At 43.3% G+C, this 20,814-nt stretch carries 18 protein-coding genes; 2 read left to right on the forward strand and 16 right to left on the reverse strand.

Features of this window, described 5'->3' with window-relative positions:
- The 3 genes from tnpA to DMI82_RS17465 all read right to left on the reverse strand — a co-directional run.
- Positions 1 to 315: IS200/IS605 family transposase (tnpA, locus tag DMI82_RS17455; protein WP_110104097.1), on the reverse strand; the 315-nt coding region annotated here is incomplete at its 3' end.
- 277 nt (positions 316 to 592) lie between these two features.
- On the reverse strand, positions 593 to 1,525 hold the full coding sequence (locus tag DMI82_RS17460) for a serine hydrolase domain-containing protein (protein WP_158526508.1): 933 nt from the start codon (positions 1,523 to 1,525) through the stop codon (positions 593 to 595).
- Positions 1,526 to 1,530: 5 nt separating this feature from the next.
- Positions 1,531 to 2,877 (reverse strand): APC family permease, encoded by a 1,347-nt coding sequence (locus DMI82_RS17465; RefSeq protein WP_021653084.1) that lies wholly within the window; start codon positions 2,875 to 2,877, stop codon positions 1,531 to 1,533.
- 259 nt (positions 2,878 to 3,136) lie between these two features.
- On the opposite strand from DMI82_RS17465, the gene DMI82_RS17470 reads away from it, so the two are divergent.
- Positions 3,137 to 3,973, forward strand: a complete 837-nt coding sequence (locus tag DMI82_RS17470) for a MurR/RpiR family transcriptional regulator (RefSeq protein ID WP_092072444.1) — start codon at positions 3,137 to 3,139, stop codon at positions 3,971 to 3,973.
- Between the two features lie 21 nt (positions 3,974 to 3,994).
- A complete protein-coding gene (locus tag DMI82_RS17475; protein WP_015526597.1) occupies positions 3,995 to 4,942 on the forward strand; it encodes a serine hydrolase domain-containing protein in 948 nt (315 codons plus the stop codon).
- A 90-nt stretch (positions 4,943 to 5,032) separates the two neighbouring features.
- On the opposite strand, the gene DMI82_RS17480 is transcribed toward DMI82_RS17475, so the two are convergent.
- The 13 genes from DMI82_RS17480 to gyrA all read right to left on the reverse strand — a co-directional run bounded on the left by DMI82_RS17480 (position 5,033) and on the right by gyrA (position 20,801).
- Positions 5,033 to 6,091, reverse strand: a complete 1,059-nt coding sequence (locus DMI82_RS17480; protein ID WP_092072438.1) for a sulfate/molybdate ABC transporter ATP-binding protein — start codon at positions 6,089 to 6,091, stop codon at positions 5,033 to 5,035.
- A complete protein-coding gene (cysW, locus tag DMI82_RS17485; RefSeq protein ID WP_021651678.1) occupies positions 6,081 to 6,917 on the reverse strand; it encodes a sulfate ABC transporter permease subunit CysW in 837 nt (278 codons plus the stop codon). The genes DMI82_RS17480 and cysW overlap by 11 nt, the downstream gene beginning before the upstream one ends.
- The gene (gene cysT, locus DMI82_RS17490; protein WP_059086488.1) at positions 6,917 to 7,756 is read right to left on the reverse strand and encodes a sulfate ABC transporter permease subunit CysT; all 840 of its coding nucleotides are present in this window, start codon (positions 7,754 to 7,756) and stop codon (positions 6,917 to 6,919) included. The genes cysW and cysT overlap by 1 nt, the downstream gene beginning before the upstream one ends.
- A gap of 114 nt (positions 7,757 to 7,870) precedes the next feature.
- Positions 7,871 to 8,896: a sulfate ABC transporter substrate-binding protein gene (locus DMI82_RS17495; RefSeq protein WP_242872633.1), complete on the reverse strand. Its 1,026-nt coding sequence runs from the start codon at positions 8,894 to 8,896 to the stop codon at positions 7,871 to 7,873.
- 256 nt (positions 8,897 to 9,152) lie between these two features.
- Positions 9,153 to 10,337, reverse strand: a complete 1,185-nt coding sequence (locus DMI82_RS17500) for a LacI family DNA-binding transcriptional regulator (RefSeq protein WP_242981868.1) — start codon at positions 10,335 to 10,337, stop codon at positions 9,153 to 9,155.
- A gap of 536 nt (positions 10,338 to 10,873) precedes the next feature.
- Positions 10,874 to 11,575 carry a hypothetical protein gene (locus tag DMI82_RS17505; RefSeq protein WP_242981869.1) on the reverse strand — a complete coding sequence of 234 codons (702 nt, stop codon included), beginning with the start codon at positions 11,573 to 11,575 and terminating at the stop codon, positions 10,874 to 10,876.
- Between the two features lie 107 nt (positions 11,576 to 11,682).
- Entirely contained in the window at positions 11,683 to 12,225 is a 543-nt protein-coding gene (locus tag DMI82_RS17510) for a helix-turn-helix domain-containing protein (RefSeq protein WP_015526587.1), read from the reverse strand.
- Positions 12,226 to 12,433: 208 nt separating this feature from the next.
- A complete protein-coding gene (locus tag DMI82_RS17515) occupies positions 12,434 to 13,732 on the reverse strand; it encodes a leucine-rich repeat protein (protein ID WP_158526509.1) in 1,299 nt (432 codons plus the stop codon).
- A gap of 95 nt (positions 13,733 to 13,827) precedes the next feature.
- The gene (locus DMI82_RS17520) at positions 13,828 to 15,150 is read right to left on the reverse strand and encodes an alpha-L-fucosidase (protein ID WP_110104087.1); all 1,323 of its coding nucleotides are present in this window, start codon (positions 15,148 to 15,150) and stop codon (positions 13,828 to 13,830) included.
- 67 nt (positions 15,151 to 15,217) lie between these two features.
- A complete protein-coding gene (locus DMI82_RS17525) occupies positions 15,218 to 16,684 on the reverse strand; it encodes an alpha-L-fucosidase (RefSeq protein WP_110104088.1) in 1,467 nt (488 codons plus the stop codon).
- 182 nt (positions 16,685 to 16,866) lie between these two features.
- Positions 16,867 to 17,580 (reverse strand): lysophospholipid acyltransferase family protein, encoded by a 714-nt coding sequence (locus DMI82_RS17530; protein WP_021651689.1) that lies wholly within the window; start codon positions 17,578 to 17,580, stop codon positions 16,867 to 16,869.
- 23 nt (positions 17,581 to 17,603) lie between these two features.
- Positions 17,604 to 18,233 carry a hypothetical protein gene (locus DMI82_RS17535; protein WP_021651690.1) on the reverse strand — a complete coding sequence of 210 codons (630 nt, stop codon included), beginning with the start codon at positions 18,231 to 18,233 and terminating at the stop codon, positions 17,604 to 17,606.
- 15 nt (positions 18,234 to 18,248) lie between these two features.
- Positions 18,249 to 20,801 carry a DNA gyrase subunit A gene (gene gyrA, locus DMI82_RS17540; RefSeq protein ID WP_110104089.1) on the reverse strand — a complete coding sequence of 851 codons (2,553 nt, stop codon included), beginning with the start codon at positions 20,799 to 20,801 and terminating at the stop codon, positions 18,249 to 18,251.
- Between the last annotated feature and the right edge of the window lie 13 nt (positions 20,802 to 20,814).

Here is a 20,814-nt window from a genome sequence, read left to right on the forward strand (position 1 = left end):
CCAGAGAGTCGGCATTTTCGTTTTAAGATAGGGAAATTCCTGTCTTAAAATTCTGGACGTATAGCCTTTAAATGACTTTACAGCTTTGTGGATGCCAAACTGAGGATCTACTTCCAAAAACATATGAACATGGTCTGGCATGATCTCCATTTCCAGGATGTCTACAGAAAGATTTGCAGCATACTCTGTGAGCAGCTCCTTCAGCCGGACGTCCACACCATTAATTAATACTTTTCGTCTATACTTTGGACACCATACTACATGGTATTTACAGGAATAGACGACATTGTTGTTTGATTTATATGTTGTGTTCATATTTGTATTATACTATGGTTTATTAGTTAATACAATTACTATTTTGTCCCTCTTCAATTATCCCCATAGTTGAAGCAAGGGGTTTTACGACGCATTGGATAAAATACTATATTCCAAAACGACACAAAAAAATCGCCGAACCCCAGTAAAATCAAAAGGTACAGCGATTTTTTTGTTTAGCAACTGTCAAAGACAGGAGTATAAAACGGTTTCTGACCAATGTCAAGCCAGAAAGATTTAAGCCCTCTTACATTGTCTGATTTGCAAGACAGAATTCTTATAATTCAGGAATCACTGTCGTCCATAGATGATTTCCTATTTTCTGGAAATCCCCCTCCAGAGACATTACAGTTACTACTGCATCCTTGTCAGGAAACGCCAGACAGAACTGACCATAATTTCCATCGGATCGATAGGAACCGGCTTCCGGATTCATGACAAACTGATATCCATATCCAAAACCGGAATAAAGATTTCCCGGACTTCCTGCCACTGAATTATCCACCAGATTGGACGTTGCCATCTTCATATACGACTCTGGCACCAGCTGTTTTCCATTATAATTTCCCTTGTGAAGAATCATCTGTCCATACCGGGTAAACTCATCAATATTCACATAAAGTCCATTAGCCGCATGCACATGCCCTTTCGGACACAAAGTCCAGTCTGGATTTCCAATTCCCAGCGGCTCAAAAAAGCGATTTCTCAAATATTCCAGAAGATTAACTCCCGCACGTTTTTCAATCGCGCAGCTGATCATATAAGTATTAAAATTGCTGTACAGCCATTCTGTTCCCGGTTTTTTTATCACTTTCGCATTCTCGAAGAAATATCGGATCCAGTCCGGAGTTGTGTAACGCTCCGGCCAGTCACAGAAAAACAGAGAGCTTTCCAAACCTGTAGTCATTGTCAGCATATTTTCCAGCGTTACATCCCCCAGATATCCTTCCGGATTCTCCGGTGCATACTCTGGAAAAATATCCACAATCTTCTCATCAAGTCGAATCAGCCCTTCATCAAGTGCGATTCCTGCCGCACAGGACACAACACCCTTGCAGGCAGACCAGGTGTTAAGGCGTGTCTTGACCGGCATTCTTTTATATTCTGCCGTTAACTGTCCTTCACGCCATATCTGCGCATACATAACATTGAGATTTTCTTTTAAAGTTTTGATAGCAAATTCATTGATCAGGTTCTGGTCTTTATTCATAAACATTAATCCTCCCACACACTTGTTTCCATCTTTACATCAGGACTTACACTTCTAAACCATCCGTAAGCCATGCATACTACAATGGCTATCAGACTGATGATTACTACCGGAAGTTTCAGGCTTCTGCAAGAATTGATAAAAATGCAGATATATGCAAACAGGCTCAAACAGCAGAGGAAATAATATTTTCCGTTAGAAATATGCATTGGTGATTTTTCCCATGCTTCTGCATGTTTTTTCGGAAGCTGGAAATACGCATAAATCTGCAGAAATGCCAATGCTGATGCCAGAAGCATAATATTATTTACAACATCACTGATAGAAAAGTCCAGTAACACAGGTAATATTCCCATAAGATAAGTAAATGTCATCAGTTTCCAGTAAGCCCCTCTTCTGTTCTGAGCTGCCCATGATTTCGGAAGCCATCCATCTTTACAGGACTGTGCAACCGGAATACAGTTATTGGAAATTGTTGAATTAATGGATGAAGACAGTGCAAGTACCGGACCACCAATCATAAATACTGTGAAAAGTGCCGGATTTAAAATATTTTTTGCAACCAGGGTAAGCGGCTGTCCGGCTACCTGATCCAGAGGAAGCACACCACTTGCTACAATTGCAACACCGCCATATACAACCATCAGTGTCGGAATACAGTACAGAAGTGCCTTTGGAATATCTTTATGCGCTTCTTTTGCCTGTTTACCATAATTCATAATGCAGGAATATCCGTTTGTTGAATATACATACAGCATAATTGCGGAAAAGAATCCGGATGGACCATTGGAGAAAAAGTCTGGTGCTGTAAACTCAAACACCGGATTTTTCAGCTGGAGGCATCCCAGAACAATAAACAGACCAAGTGCAACAAACAGCAGGATAACCAGAATTTTCTGTACCTTCGCCATTACATCCACACCACACAGATTGATGGCAAAGAACACACTCAGGGCTGCAATTCCAAACCATTTCGCATTGATCTGCGGCCACAGGGAATTTGCATACATACCAATTGCCACACCATAAGTCGCCAGATTGATCGTCTGTGGCAAAAATCCTACTGCATACATACCGGCAACTCGTTTGCCGGCCATATCTCCTACCAGAGAATAAAATCCTCCTCCAAGTTTCAGTGTAGATGTGATCCATGGAATTGGTGCAATCATCATAAATCCCCAGATACATGCAGCTACATATGCCAACCATGCCGACTGACCAGTCAAAAGAATTGCCGGTCCGATCAGTGTCAGAACACCCGATCCAATCGCCTGTCCTACACCGATTGTATAAAGATCACTTCGTTTCAGGTAACCTGTTTTTTCTTTTATTTCCTTTACTGTTGACGACATAAAAGCCCCCCTTTTTTATTGACTTTAATATTAATAGTGTAATTAATTCTTTTTCTGACGTCATGTGAATTATTTAATGCTATATTAGCATCTAGGTTTCAAGATTTCTATTGACAATATTATTAAAAATACACGCTTTAATTTGTGCATTATTTACATCTTTCTTGTATTAAGAAGAATTTTTTACTTCATTATATTGTAAGCAAACTTTACACCTGTTATAATTTATTATACTAATCGTACAATACAGGAGGTTTTCATGAAAATAGAACAGTTGATCCGTGAAAAAGTATCTTTCCTTTCTGCCGGTCAGAAGAAAGTCGCCGAATATATATTACAACACCTTGATTCATTCAGTTATTCCACCCTTGCCAAACTTAGCAAGGAAATTTCTGTGAGCGAAACCACTATCATACGCCTTGCCTATTCCCTGGGATTTGAAAGTTTTTCTGAAATGCAGCGTACTGTACAGAATGATATTCTTTCCGTTCCTACAGTTATAACAGACGATTCACGGCTGGATAGCGGAAATTTTTATCAAAACATCATTGCCAATGAACTCCATTCCATGGAAAGCTGGGCATCTCATCTGAATCAGGAAGATATGGATCAGATTGTTACCCATCTGAGCAATGCCAAAAAACGCCTCATTGTTGGTGCACGCTCTTCCTACAGTGCCGCTCTCTGGATGGGAACTCTGTTGAATCAGCTTCTTGGAAATACCAAGGTGGTTCACGAATTTTACGATTCCAATTTCGAATATCTCACAGAAGCATCCGAGGATACAGTTGTTCTTCTGATCTCTTTTGCCCGCTATACCAAATGGTCTCTGAAATATGCACAGATTGCCAAAAATCATGGTGCAAAGATACTCGCCATCACAGACAGCATTTCATCACCGGCATGGGCGCTGGCAGACCACGCTATCATTACAGAGATCAATCTCAATGAAATGGGATTTAACTCCTTCTCATGCCTCTATTGTCTGTTTGACAGTATTGTTGCAAAAATCCGCAAAACCAGGTGCAAATCTATCAGTACACGACTTCATGACCTGGAAGAACTTTATTCAGACTTTGATCTTTTTTACGAATAATAATTTCAGGGGGGGATTATCATGCAGGAAATTTTAGATATTTTTCTTGAGAAATCAAAGCAACATCATTCCAATATCATCTACGCACAGATATATAAAAATGATCTTCTAAAAGAAGAATTCAGACTTTTTCCGGTCAAAACCCGTTTAAATATATGGTCTATCAGCAAGCCTTTTGTTGCAATGGCCGCAGGTATCGCAGAACGTGAAGGACTGATCACTCTTGATGAATACATTTATCCCTGGTTTGAAAAATATTTCCCTTCCGACCCTTCTGAAAATCTGTACAAGATAAAGATCCGTGATCTTCTTACCATGTCATCCGGTCAGAAAGATCCGCTCTTTTTCTGCGATGGACCAGAGCGATACAGAGAAAAGGACTGGGTGAGATATTTCTTTCAGAATGATTCTTTTCCATATACACCCGGTACTCATTTTGTGTACAGCAATTTTTGTTCCTATATTTTATCTGTTCTTCTGGAAGAGAAATCCGGAACGGGTCTGCTGAATTATCTGCGATATCGTTTCTTTGAACCGGTTGGCATTCCGAATCCGGACTGGACCCTCTGCCCTCAGGGACATTGTATGGCAGCTAACGGACTGTATCTGACGATTGATGAATTGGCTCGTTTTGGACATCTGCTTCTGCATGAGGGTTCCCTGAACGGAAAACAGATCGTCCCAAAAAAATTCGTGATTGATGCCTGTCAGAAACATATCGATTCTTACAATCCACTGACGGAGCATCCGGATTACCAGAGCTATGGTTATGGATATTTCATATATATGGGACCTATGGAAGATACACTGATCCTGTCCGGCAATTACGGCCAATACTGCGTCGTTGATAAAAAACGTCAGATGGTATCCTGTGTCATGTCCCTGGATGGCAATGACCACAAAAAAATCCGTGATGATCTGGTGGATTCTCTTGCAGAATATTACGGTGTGAAAATTTCACATATATAAAAAAATGCCGCTCCCGCGGCCACATCATATGTTATTCGCAATCCGCTAACGCTACTTGCTCATAAAAAAATGCCGCTCCGCGGCATTTTTTTATATCACTAACCAATCCTCAACCATAGCTGTATTATGTAGCAGTACTGCCTCATTTCCCTTCGTTACAAAAATCCTCTGCACAAACACATCCACAACTTCGCCTTCCCGGACGGGTTCTTCGTCAAGGCTTCTTCTGGCGCTGAGTGTGGTGTTTCCTACACGGACTTTCAGTTCCAGGCTGCTGCCGCGGAATGCGACTCGTTCTACGACGCCCTCTGTTGCGGAGCTTTTATATTTCTGTTCCTCGTTCTTCTTAGTCACTTTTACAAACTCCGGACGGACAATGGCTTTTTCGCCTCCTGGAACTTCCTCGAAGTGATTGAACACCTGGTAATCATCGATCACAGAAGTCTGCCCGAAAAATCCCGCCGTAAACGCAGTATCCGGATTCTGATAAACCTCCAGTGGAGTTCCCTTCTGCTCGATCCGTCCACGGTTGGTAATAATAATTTCATCCGCCACCTCAATAGCCTCATCCTGGTCATGGGTAACAAAAATACTGGTGATCCCCAGCTTCTCGATCATATCCTTCAGCCAGCTTCGAAGCTCCGTACGGATCTTTGCATCGATCGCCGCAAAAGGCTCATCCAGAAGGAGAAGCTGCGGATTCGGAGCCAGAGCCCGGGCAAAAGCAACTCGCTGTCTCTGACCACCGGACAGCTGACTCGGATATCTTTTCTCCAGGCCCTTCAGCCCGATCAGCTCTACCAGTTCCATAACCCTCTGCTTAATATACTTCTTGTCCGCCTTCTGCACCTTCAGGCCAAATGCAATATTATCATACACCGTCATATACCGGAAAAGAGCATAATTCTGGAACACAAATCCAATGCCTCGCTCGCTGGCCGGCACATCATTGACCACTCTTCCGTCGATGATGATCTCCCCGCTGTCTGGCTGCTCCAGACCGGCGATCATACGGAGAATCGTAGTTTTTCCGCTTCCGCTGGGCCCCAGAAGACCGATCAGCTTCCCCTTTTCGATACCAAAACTTACGTTATCAGATGCCTTGTAATCCCCATATGTTTTATTGATATTTTTTAACTCAACGTACATCGCCTTTTTCCCCCTTTCCTTTATGCTCCAGAACATTTCTTGCGATCAGAAGGATCACCGCCAGGATCACCAGGATCGAAGAAACCGCAAATGCCGGAACATACTGGAATTCGTTATAAAGAATTTCCACATGAAGCGGAAGTGTATTTGTTTTTCCACGGAGATGTCCGGACAGTACGGACACGGCTCCAAACTCTCCCATGGCTCTGGCTGTACACAGCACAACACCATAGAGAAAAGCCCACTTGATATGCGGAAATGTCACCTTGGTAAAAATCGTCCAGCCTTTTGCTCCCATCAGTGCTGCCGCCTCTTCCTCATCGGACCCTATGGATTCCAGAACCGGTATGATCTCTCTGGACACAAATGGAAATGTGACAAAGATCGTTGCCAGGACAATTCCAGGAACTGCAAACACGATCTGTATCCCTGCACTTTCAAGAACAGAATAAAGAGGACTCTGCTTTCCAAAAACCAGGATATAGATAAGACCTGCGATAACCGGTGATACTGTAACCGGAACATCGATCAAAGTGGTAAGGAGCTTTTTTCCCCGAAAATGAAATCTGGTCATTGCCCATGCCGCACACAGACCAAAGATCGTGTTGCATACAACAGCCGCAGCCGTCGCCCCAATGGTCAGCTTCAGCGCTTTCAGCGTGTACTCATCTGTCACCGCCTGCACATAGCACTGCCAGCCCTTGCTCAGCGCCTGGGTTACAACAACCACCAGAGGCAGTACCAGCATCACAAAAAGAAAGATCACGGAAATCCCGATAAGGATCCATTTCACCGGCCCGGAAGCCTGCTTCTTTTTTTCATCCATTATGCATCCCTCCCTCTGATACGTTTCGTATTTCTTGCCTGCACCAGATTCACACCAAACAGGATCAGAAATGATACTGCCAGTGTAACCAGTGCGATAGCTGTTGCGCTTTCATAGTCAAACTCCTGAAGCTTTGACATGATGATCAGCGGCGTGATCTCTGTATAATAAGGCTTGTTTCCTGCGATAAAAACAACGCTTCCGTATTCTCCCAGGCAGCGTCCGAAGGCAAGTCCCGCCCCGGAAAGCATTGCCGGCAGAAGCTCCGGAAGAATAACCCTGCGGAAAACGGTGAATGGTTTTGCACCCATAACACGGGCCGCCTCCTCATAGGAACCGTCCAGTTTCTCCAGAACCGGCTGAATGGCCCTGACTACAAAAGGGATTCCCACAAAGATCAATGCCACCGTGATACCGATTCTGGTATATGCGATCTTAATACCGAAATTTGCAAAAAAGCTTCCCACCAGACCTTTATCGGATGTCAGGGATGTCAGTGAGATACCGGCAACTGCAGTCGGCAGTGCGAAAGGCAGCTCGATCATTCCATCCATGATCCTTTTTCCCGGAAAATCATATCTTACCAGCACCCACGCAAGGACCAGTCCCATAATAGCATTGATCACTGTGGCCGCAAATGCGGTAATAAAGCTTACATAGAATCCGGACAAAACCCTCGGCCGTGTGATCACCTCAATAAATTCCCGAAAACCCAGCCGCGCCGAGTAGACTGCCAGAGACGCAAGAGGGATCAAAACTACGATACTCAGCATCGCCAAAGTCACTCCCATTGTCAGTCCAAAGCCTGGTATCACACGTTTACTCTGTTGTTTCTTCATTTCTGTCTCCCCGCTTTTCTATTCTAAGTTTCTGGTCTGTTACAAATTCCCGGTCTGCTGCAAATCTCTGACTCTTCTACAACTCTCTGGTCTGTTACAAAATCTCAGGCTCTTCTACTCTTCATAGATCTCATCAAACACTCCGCCGTCTGCGAAATGCTTTTTCTGAACTGCATCCCAGCCGCCGAAATCTTTGATCGTTGTCAGCTTCACCTTCAGGTTAAAAGTATCTGCATGCTTTTTCAGGATCGTCTGATCAACCGGCCTATAGTAATTCTCCGCGATCAGCTCCTGAGCTTCATCGGAATACAGATATTTCAGATATGCTTTCGCAGCTTCTGCATTATCATGCTTTTTCACATTTTCATCTACAACAGCAACGGATGGCTGTGCCAGGATACTGATGCCCGGCGTTACGATCTCGTAATCATCCGGATTATCCCTTACAGAAAGAAACGCTTCATTTTCCCAGGCGATCAGCACATCCCCCTGCCCGTTTTCCACGAAAGAGGTTGTGGCACCTCTTGCTCCGGAATCCAGAACCAGGACATTTTTGTAAAGCTTCTTGATAAAGGCTTTCATCTCTGTCTCGTTGCCGTTATATTTCTCATTGGCATAAGCCCAGGCTGCCATGTAATTCCAGCGGGCACCACCAGAGGTTTTCGGATTGGGAGTGATCACCCCCACACCATCCTTTGTCAGATCATCCCAGTCGTGGATATTCTTCGGATTTCCCTTCCGAACAAGAAATACAATGGTGGAAGTATAAGGAGCACTGTCATCCGGATATTCATCGATCCAGCCCTTGTCGATCAGACCGGCATTCCGGATCGCATCAATATCATATTCCAGTGCAAGTGTCGCCACATCCGCAGGAAGTCCATTGGAAATCTCAAGGGCTTGCTTTCCGGAACCGCCATGAGACTGGATCACATCCACACTCTGACCTGTTTCCTCTTTCCAATATTTTGAAAAAATCTTATTATATGCTTCATAAAATTCTCTGGTCGGATCATAGGACACATTGATGATCTCCACATGATTTTTATCTTTTGTATTGTTTCCCGATACTGCAAAAGTTCCTGCCAGTACCACTGCTGCCAGTGTGATACAGACACCTGCAATGCGTTTTCTTTTCATGATCTGTGTACTCCTTTACAACCACATTTTTATTTGGAAATCTTTTTCCCACCAATGTAACTGCTTCATTTCGCTGTCAAATCATACCTGTTCTTTCCGTTTACTGTGGTTCTGTAATTTTTTTATTTGAATTGAATACATTAAACCATATTATTCCCATTAATTAAATAGGAATATCTGAAAACGTTTTCACGCAATACTCTGGTCATAGCGTAACCGCATCCTGTCTGTCACTATATCTGCGCATCCGCAACACTCAGATACAATAATCGCTCCACATACTGTCCTCCACACTGCTGCAGCTGTTCCGTATCATCAGTCTGCCTTCCAGCTCCATTCGCACAATACCGGAATGCCCGCCCTTCAGCCGGTCCAGCAGCAGGTATAATGCAAATTTTCCCATATCCTCCTTGGGCAGGCTCACCGTTGTCAGCATCGGTCTGGTAAACTGTGCCTCCTGTATATCATCGCTGGATATGATCGAAGGCATATAATACCGGTTCCGAAATTTATTCAGGCACTTCAGCATTCCGATCGCCGAAATATCATTGGCACAGTAGATTCCGGTTGGCATGTCGTCCGACTGAAAGAACTTTTCCATAGCCTCGTAGCCCTCGGCCTCAGTCTGCTTTGTTTCGATAACATACTCCGGTATCACATCCAGATCATACTTCTTCAGTGTTTCCAGATACCCGTTATACCGGTCCTCGCTGTGACACTGGCCAATATAACCGATATTTTTGTGCCCCAAGGAGATCAGATATTCCACTGCCGCTGCTGCGATCTTTTTCCCATCGCAAAGGACCTCATCCACTTCATAATTGGTAGAATTCCGGTTCACCGATACCACACTCTTATACTTCTTATTCAGCTTCTTCAAAGCCTCTTTATTACATCTGCCGATGATGATCAGTCCGTCCCTTTTCCCTTCCACCTCATCATACATTCCGTCGATCAGCCGGTCCAGATTCTCCCTTCGGCACTTCCGGTCATCGGAAAACACAGACATATACCATACTTTGGAAAGAATACAGTTTTTATCATGGATCTCACTTTCGATCACCCGAAGGAGCTCCGCAAAAAACGGATCCGTTGTGGAAGAATCGGTTCTTGTCATCAGGATATTGATGTACCAGGTTTTCTCCTGCTTTGCGGAAACGCCTTTTTTCAGATTCCGGGCCGCCTCGTTGGGCACATAATTCATCTCGATAGCTGTCTTCCATATCTTATCCCTGAGTCCGGGAACAGAACATTTATAATTGGGATTATTCAAAACTCTGGAAACCGTCGCCGGTGAAACCCCTGCCTTTTCTGCAATCTTCTTGATGGACATGTACCCGTCCCCTCCCTCTAAAAAAAGTCTGCCCGCTGCCAGTCCTGTACGCTGCTCAACGTCATCTATGTAACTCAGCATCATCAGTGTAACAGAATTTTTTATCATTCCTTATTTCATAGTAATTAAATATGTTTTATATGATAATAAGAGTTTTGAAAAAAGTCAATCTTATTTTGTGAAAACGTGTTCTTTTTTTGCCTGCAATATATAAAAACAGACTGAGAACCTGATATATATTCTTATCAAGCTCCAGTCTGTTTTGCGTGCTCAAACATATAAGATATAACTATGAGTAAATAACAAATGCTGATTACTAATATCCTTTGAATTATTTAACCGTTACCTTACAGGTCAGTTTTTTGGAACCACTCTGAACGGTAATGGTTGCAGTTCCTTTTTTGATGCCTTTTACAACACCTTTGGATGTGACCGTTCCCCCATTTTCCAATTCACATTTATACTAAAATTATAAATTTCCCATCACATTTAATCAAACTTTGTTTAGAATATTTTCGTCATATTTTGTCTGTTTACAGACATTTTTTAACATTTTTTCTACTATAAAAACCTGGCAGCTGCACATGTGAAACCTTTTGTACCTGCTTTATTACCAAAATACCAAAAATACGACGCACAGTTATTCAAAATAAATATCTGTACTTTCTTCTCCTGTTCATAATAATCTCAAATACTCTTTCTTTATATTCCTGCGGATAATAACTTTCCATATCCAATATTTCTTTTACGTCTTTTTTAGTAAATTCCAGACTTATCTGCTGACCATACAATTCTTCCGCAATCTCGATCTGCTCATCAAAATCTTCACACAGAGTTTTCGATCGTGCCTCCTCCATCAGATTATTTATGTTTTCTTCCATCGGATAATCCATCTGTATATCTGATAGCAGTCCTGCACCGTTATCAAATATTGGACATAAATGATATTTTTCTTCTGCATCCATTAAAACTCCAATATTATGCATATGCCGATCTTCATTCATAAAAAATGTATCAATTGCCAGGATCTTACTCATATACTTTCCAAAATCGCTAATTCCCGTAATGCGTTCCGTCTGATCTACTATAAATTCCAGTCTTTCCGAATGTTCTGGAATCGTGAATAATTTTTTATAAAGACTTTCATTATAAAATCCATAAAAAAGTCTTTCTAATGTAATAAGCTGCCATCCCTCAGGCAAAAAATTTTCACTTTTACATCCCAGATATTTTCTTCTCTTATAACTAATCTCTTCTGTTTTATATAAAACATACTCTTCCTGTTTCAGTGAAGATTTTTCCAACAAACGTGAAACAACATATTCCACCAATCCCTCATATCCCATATAATCAGCTTTATACCATACATTGTTCCTGCACCATTTCAATTGGTTTCCTTTTGACGATTGTCTGTCATTTGTTTTGATATCCTGTTCAAAAAGCTGCACCATCTTTACCTCTCAATCCTGATCCAGAAATCATCCTCTGCCATTCTTCCTTCGGTCTTTTCTATGATCATAAACGGATCATAGAATGGCAGATTCAAATCTTCTAATACCAATTTTATTTTGTCTCGTTGTCTCGGGAAACAACGAGATTCCAGAAATTCCTCGTATTCTTCAAAGGTTGGTTTTTCATTTCGGCCAAATGCTTTTTTAATAAAATTGTTTGTATAATTATATATTTTTACTTTTCTGCCTCTCTCATCCACATCAATAATCGTACATATTTCACTCTTAAACATGTACCATAAGCGTATCGGATATTCTTTTTCCGGCACGCGGAGGTTTTCCTCTATCTGAGGATACTCGTTTAAAATATGAACTAATGTCGTAACCGGTCCTGTAATATCCCGATTTTCACTTTCCCATCTTTCTATTGTTTTCTGAGATACATTTACTAACTTTGCAAAATCTTTTTGTGTAAGCTTCAATTTCTTCCTTAAAATTCGTATATCTTCTGCCCGTATCGAATGTTTCACAGCATATCCTGTCATTTTAGATTCCCCCTTTTCTATTAATATACCCTTATTTTAAGGGTATAACAAGCTATTTTATTCCTTATTTTAAGTGTTTCTATATTTATAAAAAACCCGGCAGCTGCACATGTGATAACTCTCCATGTTTCATCTGCCGGGCTTCTGTTTTTATTTTCTTTTGTATTCTTTCACTGTTATGGCGATTTTACGTACGCCTGCTTCATCGTTACTTCACCGTTATCTTACAGTTTAGTTTTTTCGCTCCGCTCTGCACGGTGATCACGGCCGTCCCTTTTCGGATTCCCTTTACAACACCTTTGGAATTTACCGTAGCGATCCTGCGATCCGAGGAACGGAAAAGAATCTTTTCGTCGCTGTAATACGGCACGGTCACTGCCTGGATCGTATATGTTTTTCCACGAAGTATGGTTTTTGTTTTGGGCACGCCGGTCATCTTTGCGGTCCTTACTGCGGCAGTATTGTTCAAAAAACGGAACCCATTTTTCTTTGCGTAAGTCTGAGCAGTAGAACCCTTTTTTCCGGCAATGACAAAAGTTTTATTTTTTCCACTATTGAAATTATAGCCGATCGCTTCTTTTTCTATCACTGTTTTACTGTTGAGGATCGTAATCTTTTTCATTGCCAGGCAATCATAAAAAGCATGGCTTCTGATCTTTTTCACACTGGCAGGTACTGTAATATTCCCCAGTTTTCGACAATTACTGAATACACCGTTCCCGATCTCTGTAAGCTTCTTCGGCAACGACACCTTTCTGAGATCTGGACAAAAAGAAAACGCACCTTCACCAATAACCGTAACACTGTCCGGAAAGCTTACTCCTGTCAAACCGCAATGCCGAAAGGCCGCTCTTTCTATCCTGGAAACGCCCTGTCCAAGCGTAACCTTTTTCAGCTTCATATCCGCCTCAAATAACGATTCCGGTAATATTTTCACACTTCCCGGAATGCTGACAGATTCCAGATTGTTACAGTAACTGAAAGCATATTCATCAATTTTTGTCACAGTTTTCGGTACATCCAGGCTCATAAGCTTACTCTGGTAAAAAGCATATGCACCAATGCTTTTCAGTCCATCAGGAAGCTTGATCCTGGTGATCGCAGTATCTCCAAATGCTCTTACTCCAATACTCCGCAGAGTTCCCGGCAACGAAATCCTCTTCATATTTCTGCAGTCTGAAAAGGTTCTGTCACCGATTCCCGTGATCCCAGATGCAACGGTTACCGTTTTTATCGTTGCTGATCTGTATGAAAAATCATCGGTAACCTTAACCTCCCCTTTTCCCTGTATCTGCAGGTTTCCATTGGAGTACAACCGGTAAACAGCTTTGCTTCCACAGGAGCCCTTCGCAACAAGCTTTGCAGTGCTCTGCACACCTGCTGCCGATGCTTCCTGTGCATATTCAGCCGCATAACCAGTCTGTGCATGTACAGCCACAGAAGATACACAGGACCCTGTCAGGATCATTGCCGTTGATAACAGTATTGCGATTTTTTTCCCAAACATAAAAGCTCCCTCCCTGAGAATCGATCGGATATCCACGATCTTCTCCCATGTAGCAACAAAAGGACCGACATACATCCGGTCCTCATGTTCATCATTTAGAATCTGTTGGTTAATCCAACCACATACATATCTTCTTTATATTCCGGAATCTTCACAAGAAGTCCTTCTGCAGTATCTTCAGTTTCTACCTTCACTGCCGGATCAAATGGTCTCAGCGCTCCGTGATAGCCCTTGATCAGGAATTCATTGGCGCCTTCCTTCAGATGATCTGCAAACACATTCAGATTTCCGTCTTTCTGTGTATAATGGAGCTCGATTCCACTCTCAAGCAGCTCAGATTCACGGTCACTGCAGCGTGTTCCGTAAATACCGTCATGGTTTACCTTCAGCCATGCACCCAGGATCTTCAGTCTTCTTACCTGCTCCTCCGGGATAGTTCCATCTGCCTTCGGGCCGATGTTCAGGAGAAGATTTCCGTTATTTGCCACTGTTCCGACAAGAAATGAGATCAGATCCGGAACAGAGATCAGCTTGTCATCGCCTTCGTTGGCATTATAACCGAAGGATAAGCCCATTCCACGGCACATCTCCCATTTCTCATTTCTGTTTACAGAACCGGATTTATATTCCTTAGTAAGGAAATCGTGATAACGTCCGTTGAAACGGTCATTTACCACACCCTCCGGAACCTTATTGTAATAATGTGCAAAGAAATACGGCATCATCTCTTCACTCTGTGTCGGCCATCCGATATCATTCCAGAACACACTCGGTGCATAATCATCTACAAGCTCTTTCATCTGATTATAGGAATAATCTGCATATGCAAATGTCGGGCTGGCTGTTCCAAACAGATCATCATCCTCAAAAATAGGATCGTTTGCATACTGCCAGTCGATCAGTCCGGAATAATACAGACCCATGCGGATTCCTGCGTCACGGACAGCTTCTGTCAGCTCACCGGTGATATTTCTCTTCGGTCCCATTTCTACGGAATTGAAATGTGTATATTTACTTGGGAACAGGCAGAATCCGTCATGATGCTTGGTTGTCAGAACAACATACTCCGCACCTGCTTCTTTGAAGATCTCTGCCCACTGCTTCGGATCCCAGTTTTCAGCTTTCCACATAGGAATAAAATCTTCGTATTTGAAATCTTTTCCGTATTTTTCTATATGATGCTTATATGTAGGGCCTTTTCCAATGTTCAGAGAATTGTAATACCATTCTGCATACGGATTATCCGCAAACCATTCCTTGGAATCAACCTCTCCCAGCTCCCATGTATGCGGTGCAAATGCCGGCACGGAATAAATTCCCCAATGGATAAAAATTCCAAATTTACAATCCTCATACCATTTTGGAACTGTGTGTGCATTTACAGAGTTCCAGTTTCCTGTGAATCTTACATCTCCCATAATTAAAATACCTTATCCTTTCTGTCCTTTCAAAAAGACATTATAATTTACTCGCTTCCCCCAACAGCTATTCTACTGTGATCTTCAATACCACCGGCATATCTCCCGCCTCAATAACCCCTCTTCCGCAGGAAATATCCAGTTCTTTATTTCTCGCAAATGCCGGATGCAGATCTGTTCCGAGGATCTCAATATCCCGGATCGTGGATTTCAAAAGCTTCATATCATTGCCAAGAGCTTTGATATGGATCTCTCCATCCTCCGGCCAGTGCAGAACAGTCGCATAAATATGATTGCTCTTACTTGTAAAACGGATATCCTCAGAAGTAAAGTGCTTATCATAGGTATCCGTGAAATGTCCTTCCGGAACCACCGTCGGTCCCTCTCCGAATATCTTCCAGTATCTGGTTCCGTATATCGCCTCTCCGTTTACCTTCAGCCATTTTCCCATTTCTCTCAGGCTATGTGCATCCTCTTCCGGAATTGTTCCATCCGGCTTCGGTCCGATATTAAGAAGAAGTGCACCATTTTTGCTGACTACATCGATCAGATCCAGCACTACATCGGAAGGCTTCTTATAATCATTTCCAATGGTATAGCACCAGGAATTCTTAGCTACAGACGTATCATTCTGCCACAGATCCGGTGTGATATGGTCTAACTGACCTCTTTCCAGATCATTGACTGCGCTGCCGTAAACATATGCGTCAAATTTGGCATCAATGGCTGTTTCTTTTCCCCACTGTGCAGAACGGTTGTAATAATATGCTGCAAATTTACGAAGATACGGTTTCCATGCATACTGCTGGATCCACCAGTCAAAATACACGATGGATGGCTGATATTTATCCACGATCTCGCAGGTGCGGACAAGCCAGTCCTGCATATGCTCCTCTGTCGGAGGATTGTCATAAATATCACTCATATCTCTGGTGATTCCTGCTGCCGGCCCATAAAGATCCGCATATTCCGGATCATTGACATCAGCCTCCGGGATCTGACGACCTCCATTAAAGAACCAGTAATGCTCTGCTCTGTGAGAAGAAGCACCGAGAACCATTCCCTCTTTCTCAACCTCTGTCTTCAGCTCTCCGAGAATATCTCTTTTCGGTCCCATCTCAGCAGCGTTCCAGCGACAAAGGTCACTTGCATACATCTGAAATCCATCGTGATGCTCCGCTACCGGAACTACGAATTTCGCCCCCGCCTCTTTAAATAAGGCCGCCCATTCCTTCGGATCAAACTTCTCAGCCTTAAACTGAGGAATAAAATCCTTGTAGCCGAATTTATCCAGAGTTCCGTATTTCTCTGTATGATGCAGGTTCTCCTTAGAGCCTTTCACATACATATTTCTGGGATACCATTCATTTCCGAAAGCCGGAACACTGTAAACACCCCAGTGGATAAAAATTCCGAATTTATCTCTTGCATACCACTTCGGCGTAGGATGCTCACAGAGAGAATCCCAGGTATCCGTGTACGGTCCCTGTGCGATCACCTCATCGATCAGAGAAAGGTATTCTTCTTTTTTCATCTGTTCGTCCTCTTTACATCTTTTATTTATATTGTATGGATGTCTCTATGTTATCATCAAACCTTTTGGTTGTATATGCCCAACAATCCACAAATAAAACGTTTCGTTTTTATACAAAACATACAACAAAAAAAAGACCTTGATGATGTTTTTGTTCCAACTTCATCAAAGTCTTTTCTTTTTTACATAATATTCTCTTCGATCACCTTTTCGATCCGTCTCTTCACTTCTTCTGCGAGCTCTGTGGTATGCATATCTTTGTATTCCTCATAATACATCGGAGGAAGGATATGCACCTGTACGGTGATCCTCTCTGTAGAACCGGTATCAAAAGCCTTAAAGGAATCGATCAGTGCAACCGGAACGATCGGGCATTTCGTCTTGGTGGCAGTCTTGAAGCTGCCGCCCTTGAACGGTCCCGGATGATTTCCGTTTTTACTTCTGGTTCCCTCCGGAAAGATCAGATAATTACGACCAGCCTTCACTTCCCGTATTACATTGACAATGACCTGCATGGACTGCTTCAGGTCTTCCCTGTCAATGATAAAGGCCTTCATACAGGCAAAAACCTGCTTCAGAAAAGGAATCTCTCCAACTTCCTTCTTGGCAACTACCGAAAAAGGAACCGGGCATGCCCGGATGATCGCCAGCACATCAAACAGTCCCTGGTGATTCGGAAAAAACATAAATCCCTTTTCTTTTGGGATATTTTCAGCTCCATGCACATCAATATGGATATTTCCGCCTTCGATGGCATGCTCATCTACCAGTCTCAGGAATGCGTATTTCTTCTCTTCCGGATAATCATCTGTATGCGCTGCATACCAGCAAAGCTTGATCCACCAGTAAGGAACAAAGACTATATTTCTGAGCACCATCAGCAAAATCCGCTTCATTCTTACATCCTCCCGCCTCTGCTTTATCCGTTCAGTTTCCCTGCGATCTTATCCTCGTATCCCGGATTCTTTTTCAGAAAAACCTCATAAGCCTTTGTATAATCTGTATAGGTTTTCGTAGTCATAAATTTCTGATAATCCTTGGCAGCCTGCTGGCTGATCTTATCTGAAATCTCAGAAGGCGCATACAGATAATACTTTTTGTCCTGGACCTTTACAAGATAGGTACTGATACATGGATATTCCTGCTCGTTCTCCAGAACAAGATTATAGCGGATATAAACATAAGAATAATTTTTGTTTTCAGAAATGGAGCCACAGCTGTCGATATTTACATCCTTTACTCCATGGGCCTGAAAATATTTTATCGTGGAGGAAATCTCTGTTTTCGCCTCATCCGATAACTTATCCGCACTGTAACAGCTCTGCATCTTTTTATTCTTGCCTGCTGCTGCCGCTTTGATGTAGCCTTCCACAACCCCCTCCGGAGTTCTGTGGCTGATCTTTCCGCAACCTCTGGCCGCCAGAACGATCACCAGCAGGATCAGAATGATCCCCGCCAGTGTCGCAATGTGGACAAAATTCAGTTTTTTATTAGAGTATTTCAGCTTCTTTACTGATTTTTTTCTGCGTTTTTTCTTTGTCGTCGTCATGACTTATCCTCGACCTTATTCCTCTTCACTGCCTGTGACAGTTTCCTCTGCAGAGCCTTCTTCGTTATCGCCGGTTTCTCCGTCAGCTTTTTCGGTAGTTGTATCTGCTTCCGGATCTTTATCTCTTACCTTGGCGATACTTGCAACGGTTACACCCTCTGTAAGATTGATCATCTTCACACCGGAGGTGATCCTTCCAAGAACAGAGATATCCGCACACTGCAGACGGATAATGATACCCTCTGTAGTGATCATCATGATCTCGTTCTCTTCGTTGACAGCCTTGGCGCCAACAACATTTCCGGTCTTCTCGGTGATCTTGTAGCACTTCACACCCTTACCGCCACGGTTCTGGACAACGAACTCACTCATAGCTGTACGTTTGCCCATTCCGTTCTCGGAAACTACAAGCAGATAATCTCCCTGAGTGTTCAGCTGCATGGCAACAACTTCATCACCGTCAGTAAGATTCATACCTCTTACTCCCATGGACGCACGGCCTGTGCTGCGGACATCCGTTTCCTTAAAGCGGATACACTGTCCGTCCCTGGTCACAAGAATAATATCTTTATTATTATCAGTAGCCTTAACCTCGATCAGCTCGTCATCATCACGAAGAACGATTGCTGTAAGACCTGTCTTACGGACATTCTCGTAATCCTTGATCGGAGTTTTCTTCACAAGGCCTTTCTTGGTGGCCATCATCAGATAATGCCCCTCTTCATATTTACGAAGCGGGATCACAGCTGTGATCTTTTCTCCCGGTGCAAGCTGCAGAAGATTGATGATCGCAGTTCCTCTGGCTGTACGACCAGCCTCCGGGATCTCATATACCTTCAGTCTGTATACACGTCCTGTATTAGTAAAGAACATGAGATAATGGTGCGTTGTCGTCATCAGAAGCTCTTCGATATAGTCATCCTCAATCGTCTGCATACCCTTGATTCCTCTGCCGCCACGGTTCTGGCTGCGGAAGTTGTCAACGGTCATACGCTTGATATAACCAAGCTTTGTCATTGCGATCACTGTATTTTCTCTCGGGATCAGATCCTCTGTAGAGATATCATATACATCGTATCCGATGGAAGTCTTTCTGTCATCGCCGTATTTCTCTGCAATGGCAAGGATCTCCTCTCGGATCACCCGGAGAAGGAGCTTGCGGTCAGCAAGGATTGCCTGGAACTTGCGGATCTTCTCCATAAGCTCTGCATACTCAGCCTCCAGCTTCTCTCTTTCCAGACCTGTCAGTGCACGGAGACGCATATCCACGATCGCCTGTGCCTGCACATCTGTCAACTCAAAACGGTCGATCAGCTCCTGCTTGGCGATCTGTACGTTGCGGGAACCACGGATGATGCGGATCACTTCGTCAATATTATCAAGTGCCTTCAGAAGGCCCTCCAAAATATGGGCTCTCTCCTGTGCCTTATTAAGATCATACTGTGTTCTTCTGCGAACTACATTCTCCTGATGCTCCAGATAGTACTCCAGCATCTCTTTCAGGTTCAGAACCTTCGGTTCCATACTTCCATGATTTGGAACAAGAGAAAGCATGATCACACCAAAAGTATCCTGCAGCTGTGTATGCTTGTAAAGCAGATTCAGGATCACGTTGGCATTGGCATCCTTACGAAGATCAATACAGATTCGCATACCCTCACGGCTGGAATGGTCGTTCAGGTCTGTGATCCCGTCGATCTTTTTGTCACGGACAAGCTCTGCGATCTTCTCGATCAGACGTGCCTTGTTTACAAGGTACGGGAGCTCGGTAACCACGATACGGGATTTACCGTTTGGCAAAGTCTCGATATTCGTCACCGCACGGACACGGATCTTGCCACGTCCGGTACGGTAAGCTTCCTCGATCCCTCTCGTTCCGAGGATGGTCGCTCCTGTAGGGAAATCCGGTCCCTTTACGATCTCAAGAAGCTCCTCCATAGCTGTTTCTCTGTCTTCTTCTACAATGTTATCAATGATCTTAACAACTGCATTGATAGTTTCACGAAGGTTATGCGGCGGAATATTGGTTGCCATACCTACCGCAATACCTGTAGTACCGTTTACTAAAAGGTTCGGAAAACGTGCCGGAAGTACAACCGGCTCACGCTCTGTTTCATCAAAGTTCGGCTGAAAATCAACCGTATCCTTGTTGATGTCAGCAAGCATCTCCATGGATATCTTGCTGAGACGTGCCTCTGTATATCGCATGGCAGCCGCACCGTCACCATCCACGGAACCAAAGTTTCCATGCCCGTCAACCAGCGGATATCTTGTGGACCATTCCTGAGCCATATTGACCAGCGCACCATAGATGGAGCTGTCACCGTGCGGATGATATTTACCCATGGTATCACCGACAATACGCGCACATTTTCTGTGTGGCTTGTCAGGACCATTATTCAGCTCGATCATAGAGTACAGAACTCGACGCTGTACCGGCTTCAGACCGTCTCTTACATCAGGCAAAGCTCGTGAGGCGATAACACTCATGGCATAGTCGATGTAAGATTCCTTCATCGTTTTTTCCAGATCCACTTCGTGGACTTTGTCAAAAATATTATCTTCCATTCTTCTTTATTCT

It is taken from the genome of Blautia sp. BCRC 81119 (genome assembly GCF_003184505.1).
GTDB lineage: Bacteria > Bacillota > Clostridia > Lachnospirales > Lachnospiraceae > Blautia_A > Blautia_A fusiformis.

Coding starts and splice junctions, on each gene's coding strand:
- DMI82_RS17480 (WP_092072438.1), bottom strand. CDS start 6,091: ATGTACGTTGAGTTAAAAAATATCAATAAAACATATGGGGATTACAAG.
- DMI82_RS17505 (WP_242981869.1), bottom strand. CDS start 11,575: ATGGGATATGAGGGATTGGTGGAATATGTTGTTTCACGTTTGTTGGAA.
- DMI82_RS17535 (WP_021651690.1), bottom strand. CDS start 18,233: ATGACGACGACAAAGAAAAAACGCAGAAAAAAATCAGTAAAGAAGCTG.
- DMI82_RS17530 (WP_021651689.1), bottom strand. CDS start 17,580: ATGAAGCGGATTTTGCTGATGGTGCTCAGAAATATAGTCTTTGTTCCT.
- cysT (WP_059086488.1), bottom strand. CDS start 7,756: ATGAAGAAACAACAGAGTAAACGTGTGATACCAGGCTTTGGACTGACA.
- DMI82_RS17525 (WP_110104088.1), bottom strand. CDS start 16,684: ATGAAAAAAGAAGAATACCTTTCTCTGATCGATGAGGTGATCGCACAG.
- cysW (WP_021651678.1), bottom strand. CDS start 6,917: ATGGATGAAAAAAAGAAGCAGGCTTCCGGGCCGGTGAAATGGATCCTT.
- DMI82_RS17465 (WP_021653084.1), bottom strand. CDS start 2,877: ATGTCGTCAACAGTAAAGGAAATAAAAGAAAAAACAGGTTACCTGAAA.
- DMI82_RS17520 (WP_110104087.1), bottom strand. CDS start 15,150: ATGGGAGATGTAAGATTCACAGGAAACTGGAACTCTGTAAATGCACAC.
- DMI82_RS17475 (WP_015526597.1), top strand. CDS start 3,995: ATGCAGGAAATTTTAGATATTTTTCTTGAGAAATCAAAGCAACATCAT.
- DMI82_RS17515 (WP_158526509.1), bottom strand. CDS start 13,732: ATGTTTGGGAAAAAAATCGCAATACTGTTATCAACGGCAATGATCCTG.
- DMI82_RS17495 (WP_242872633.1), bottom strand. CDS start 8,896: ATGAAAAGAAAACGCATTGCAGGTGTCTGTATCACACTGGCAGCAGTG.
- DMI82_RS17470 (WP_092072444.1), top strand. CDS start 3,137: ATGAAAATAGAACAGTTGATCCGTGAAAAAGTATCTTTCCTTTCTGCC.
- DMI82_RS17460 (WP_158526508.1), bottom strand. CDS start 1,525: ATGAATAAAGACCAGAACCTGATCAATGAATTTGCTATCAAAACTTTA.
- DMI82_RS17500 (WP_242981868.1), bottom strand. CDS start 10,337: ATGATAAAAAATTCTGTTACACTGATGATGCTGAGTTACATAGATGAC.
- gyrA (WP_110104089.1), bottom strand. CDS start 20,801: ATGGAAGATAATATTTTTGACAAAGTCCACGAAGTGGATCTGGAAAAA.
- DMI82_RS17510 (WP_015526587.1), bottom strand. CDS start 12,225: ATGACAGGATATGCTGTGAAACATTCGATACGGGCAGAAGATATACGA.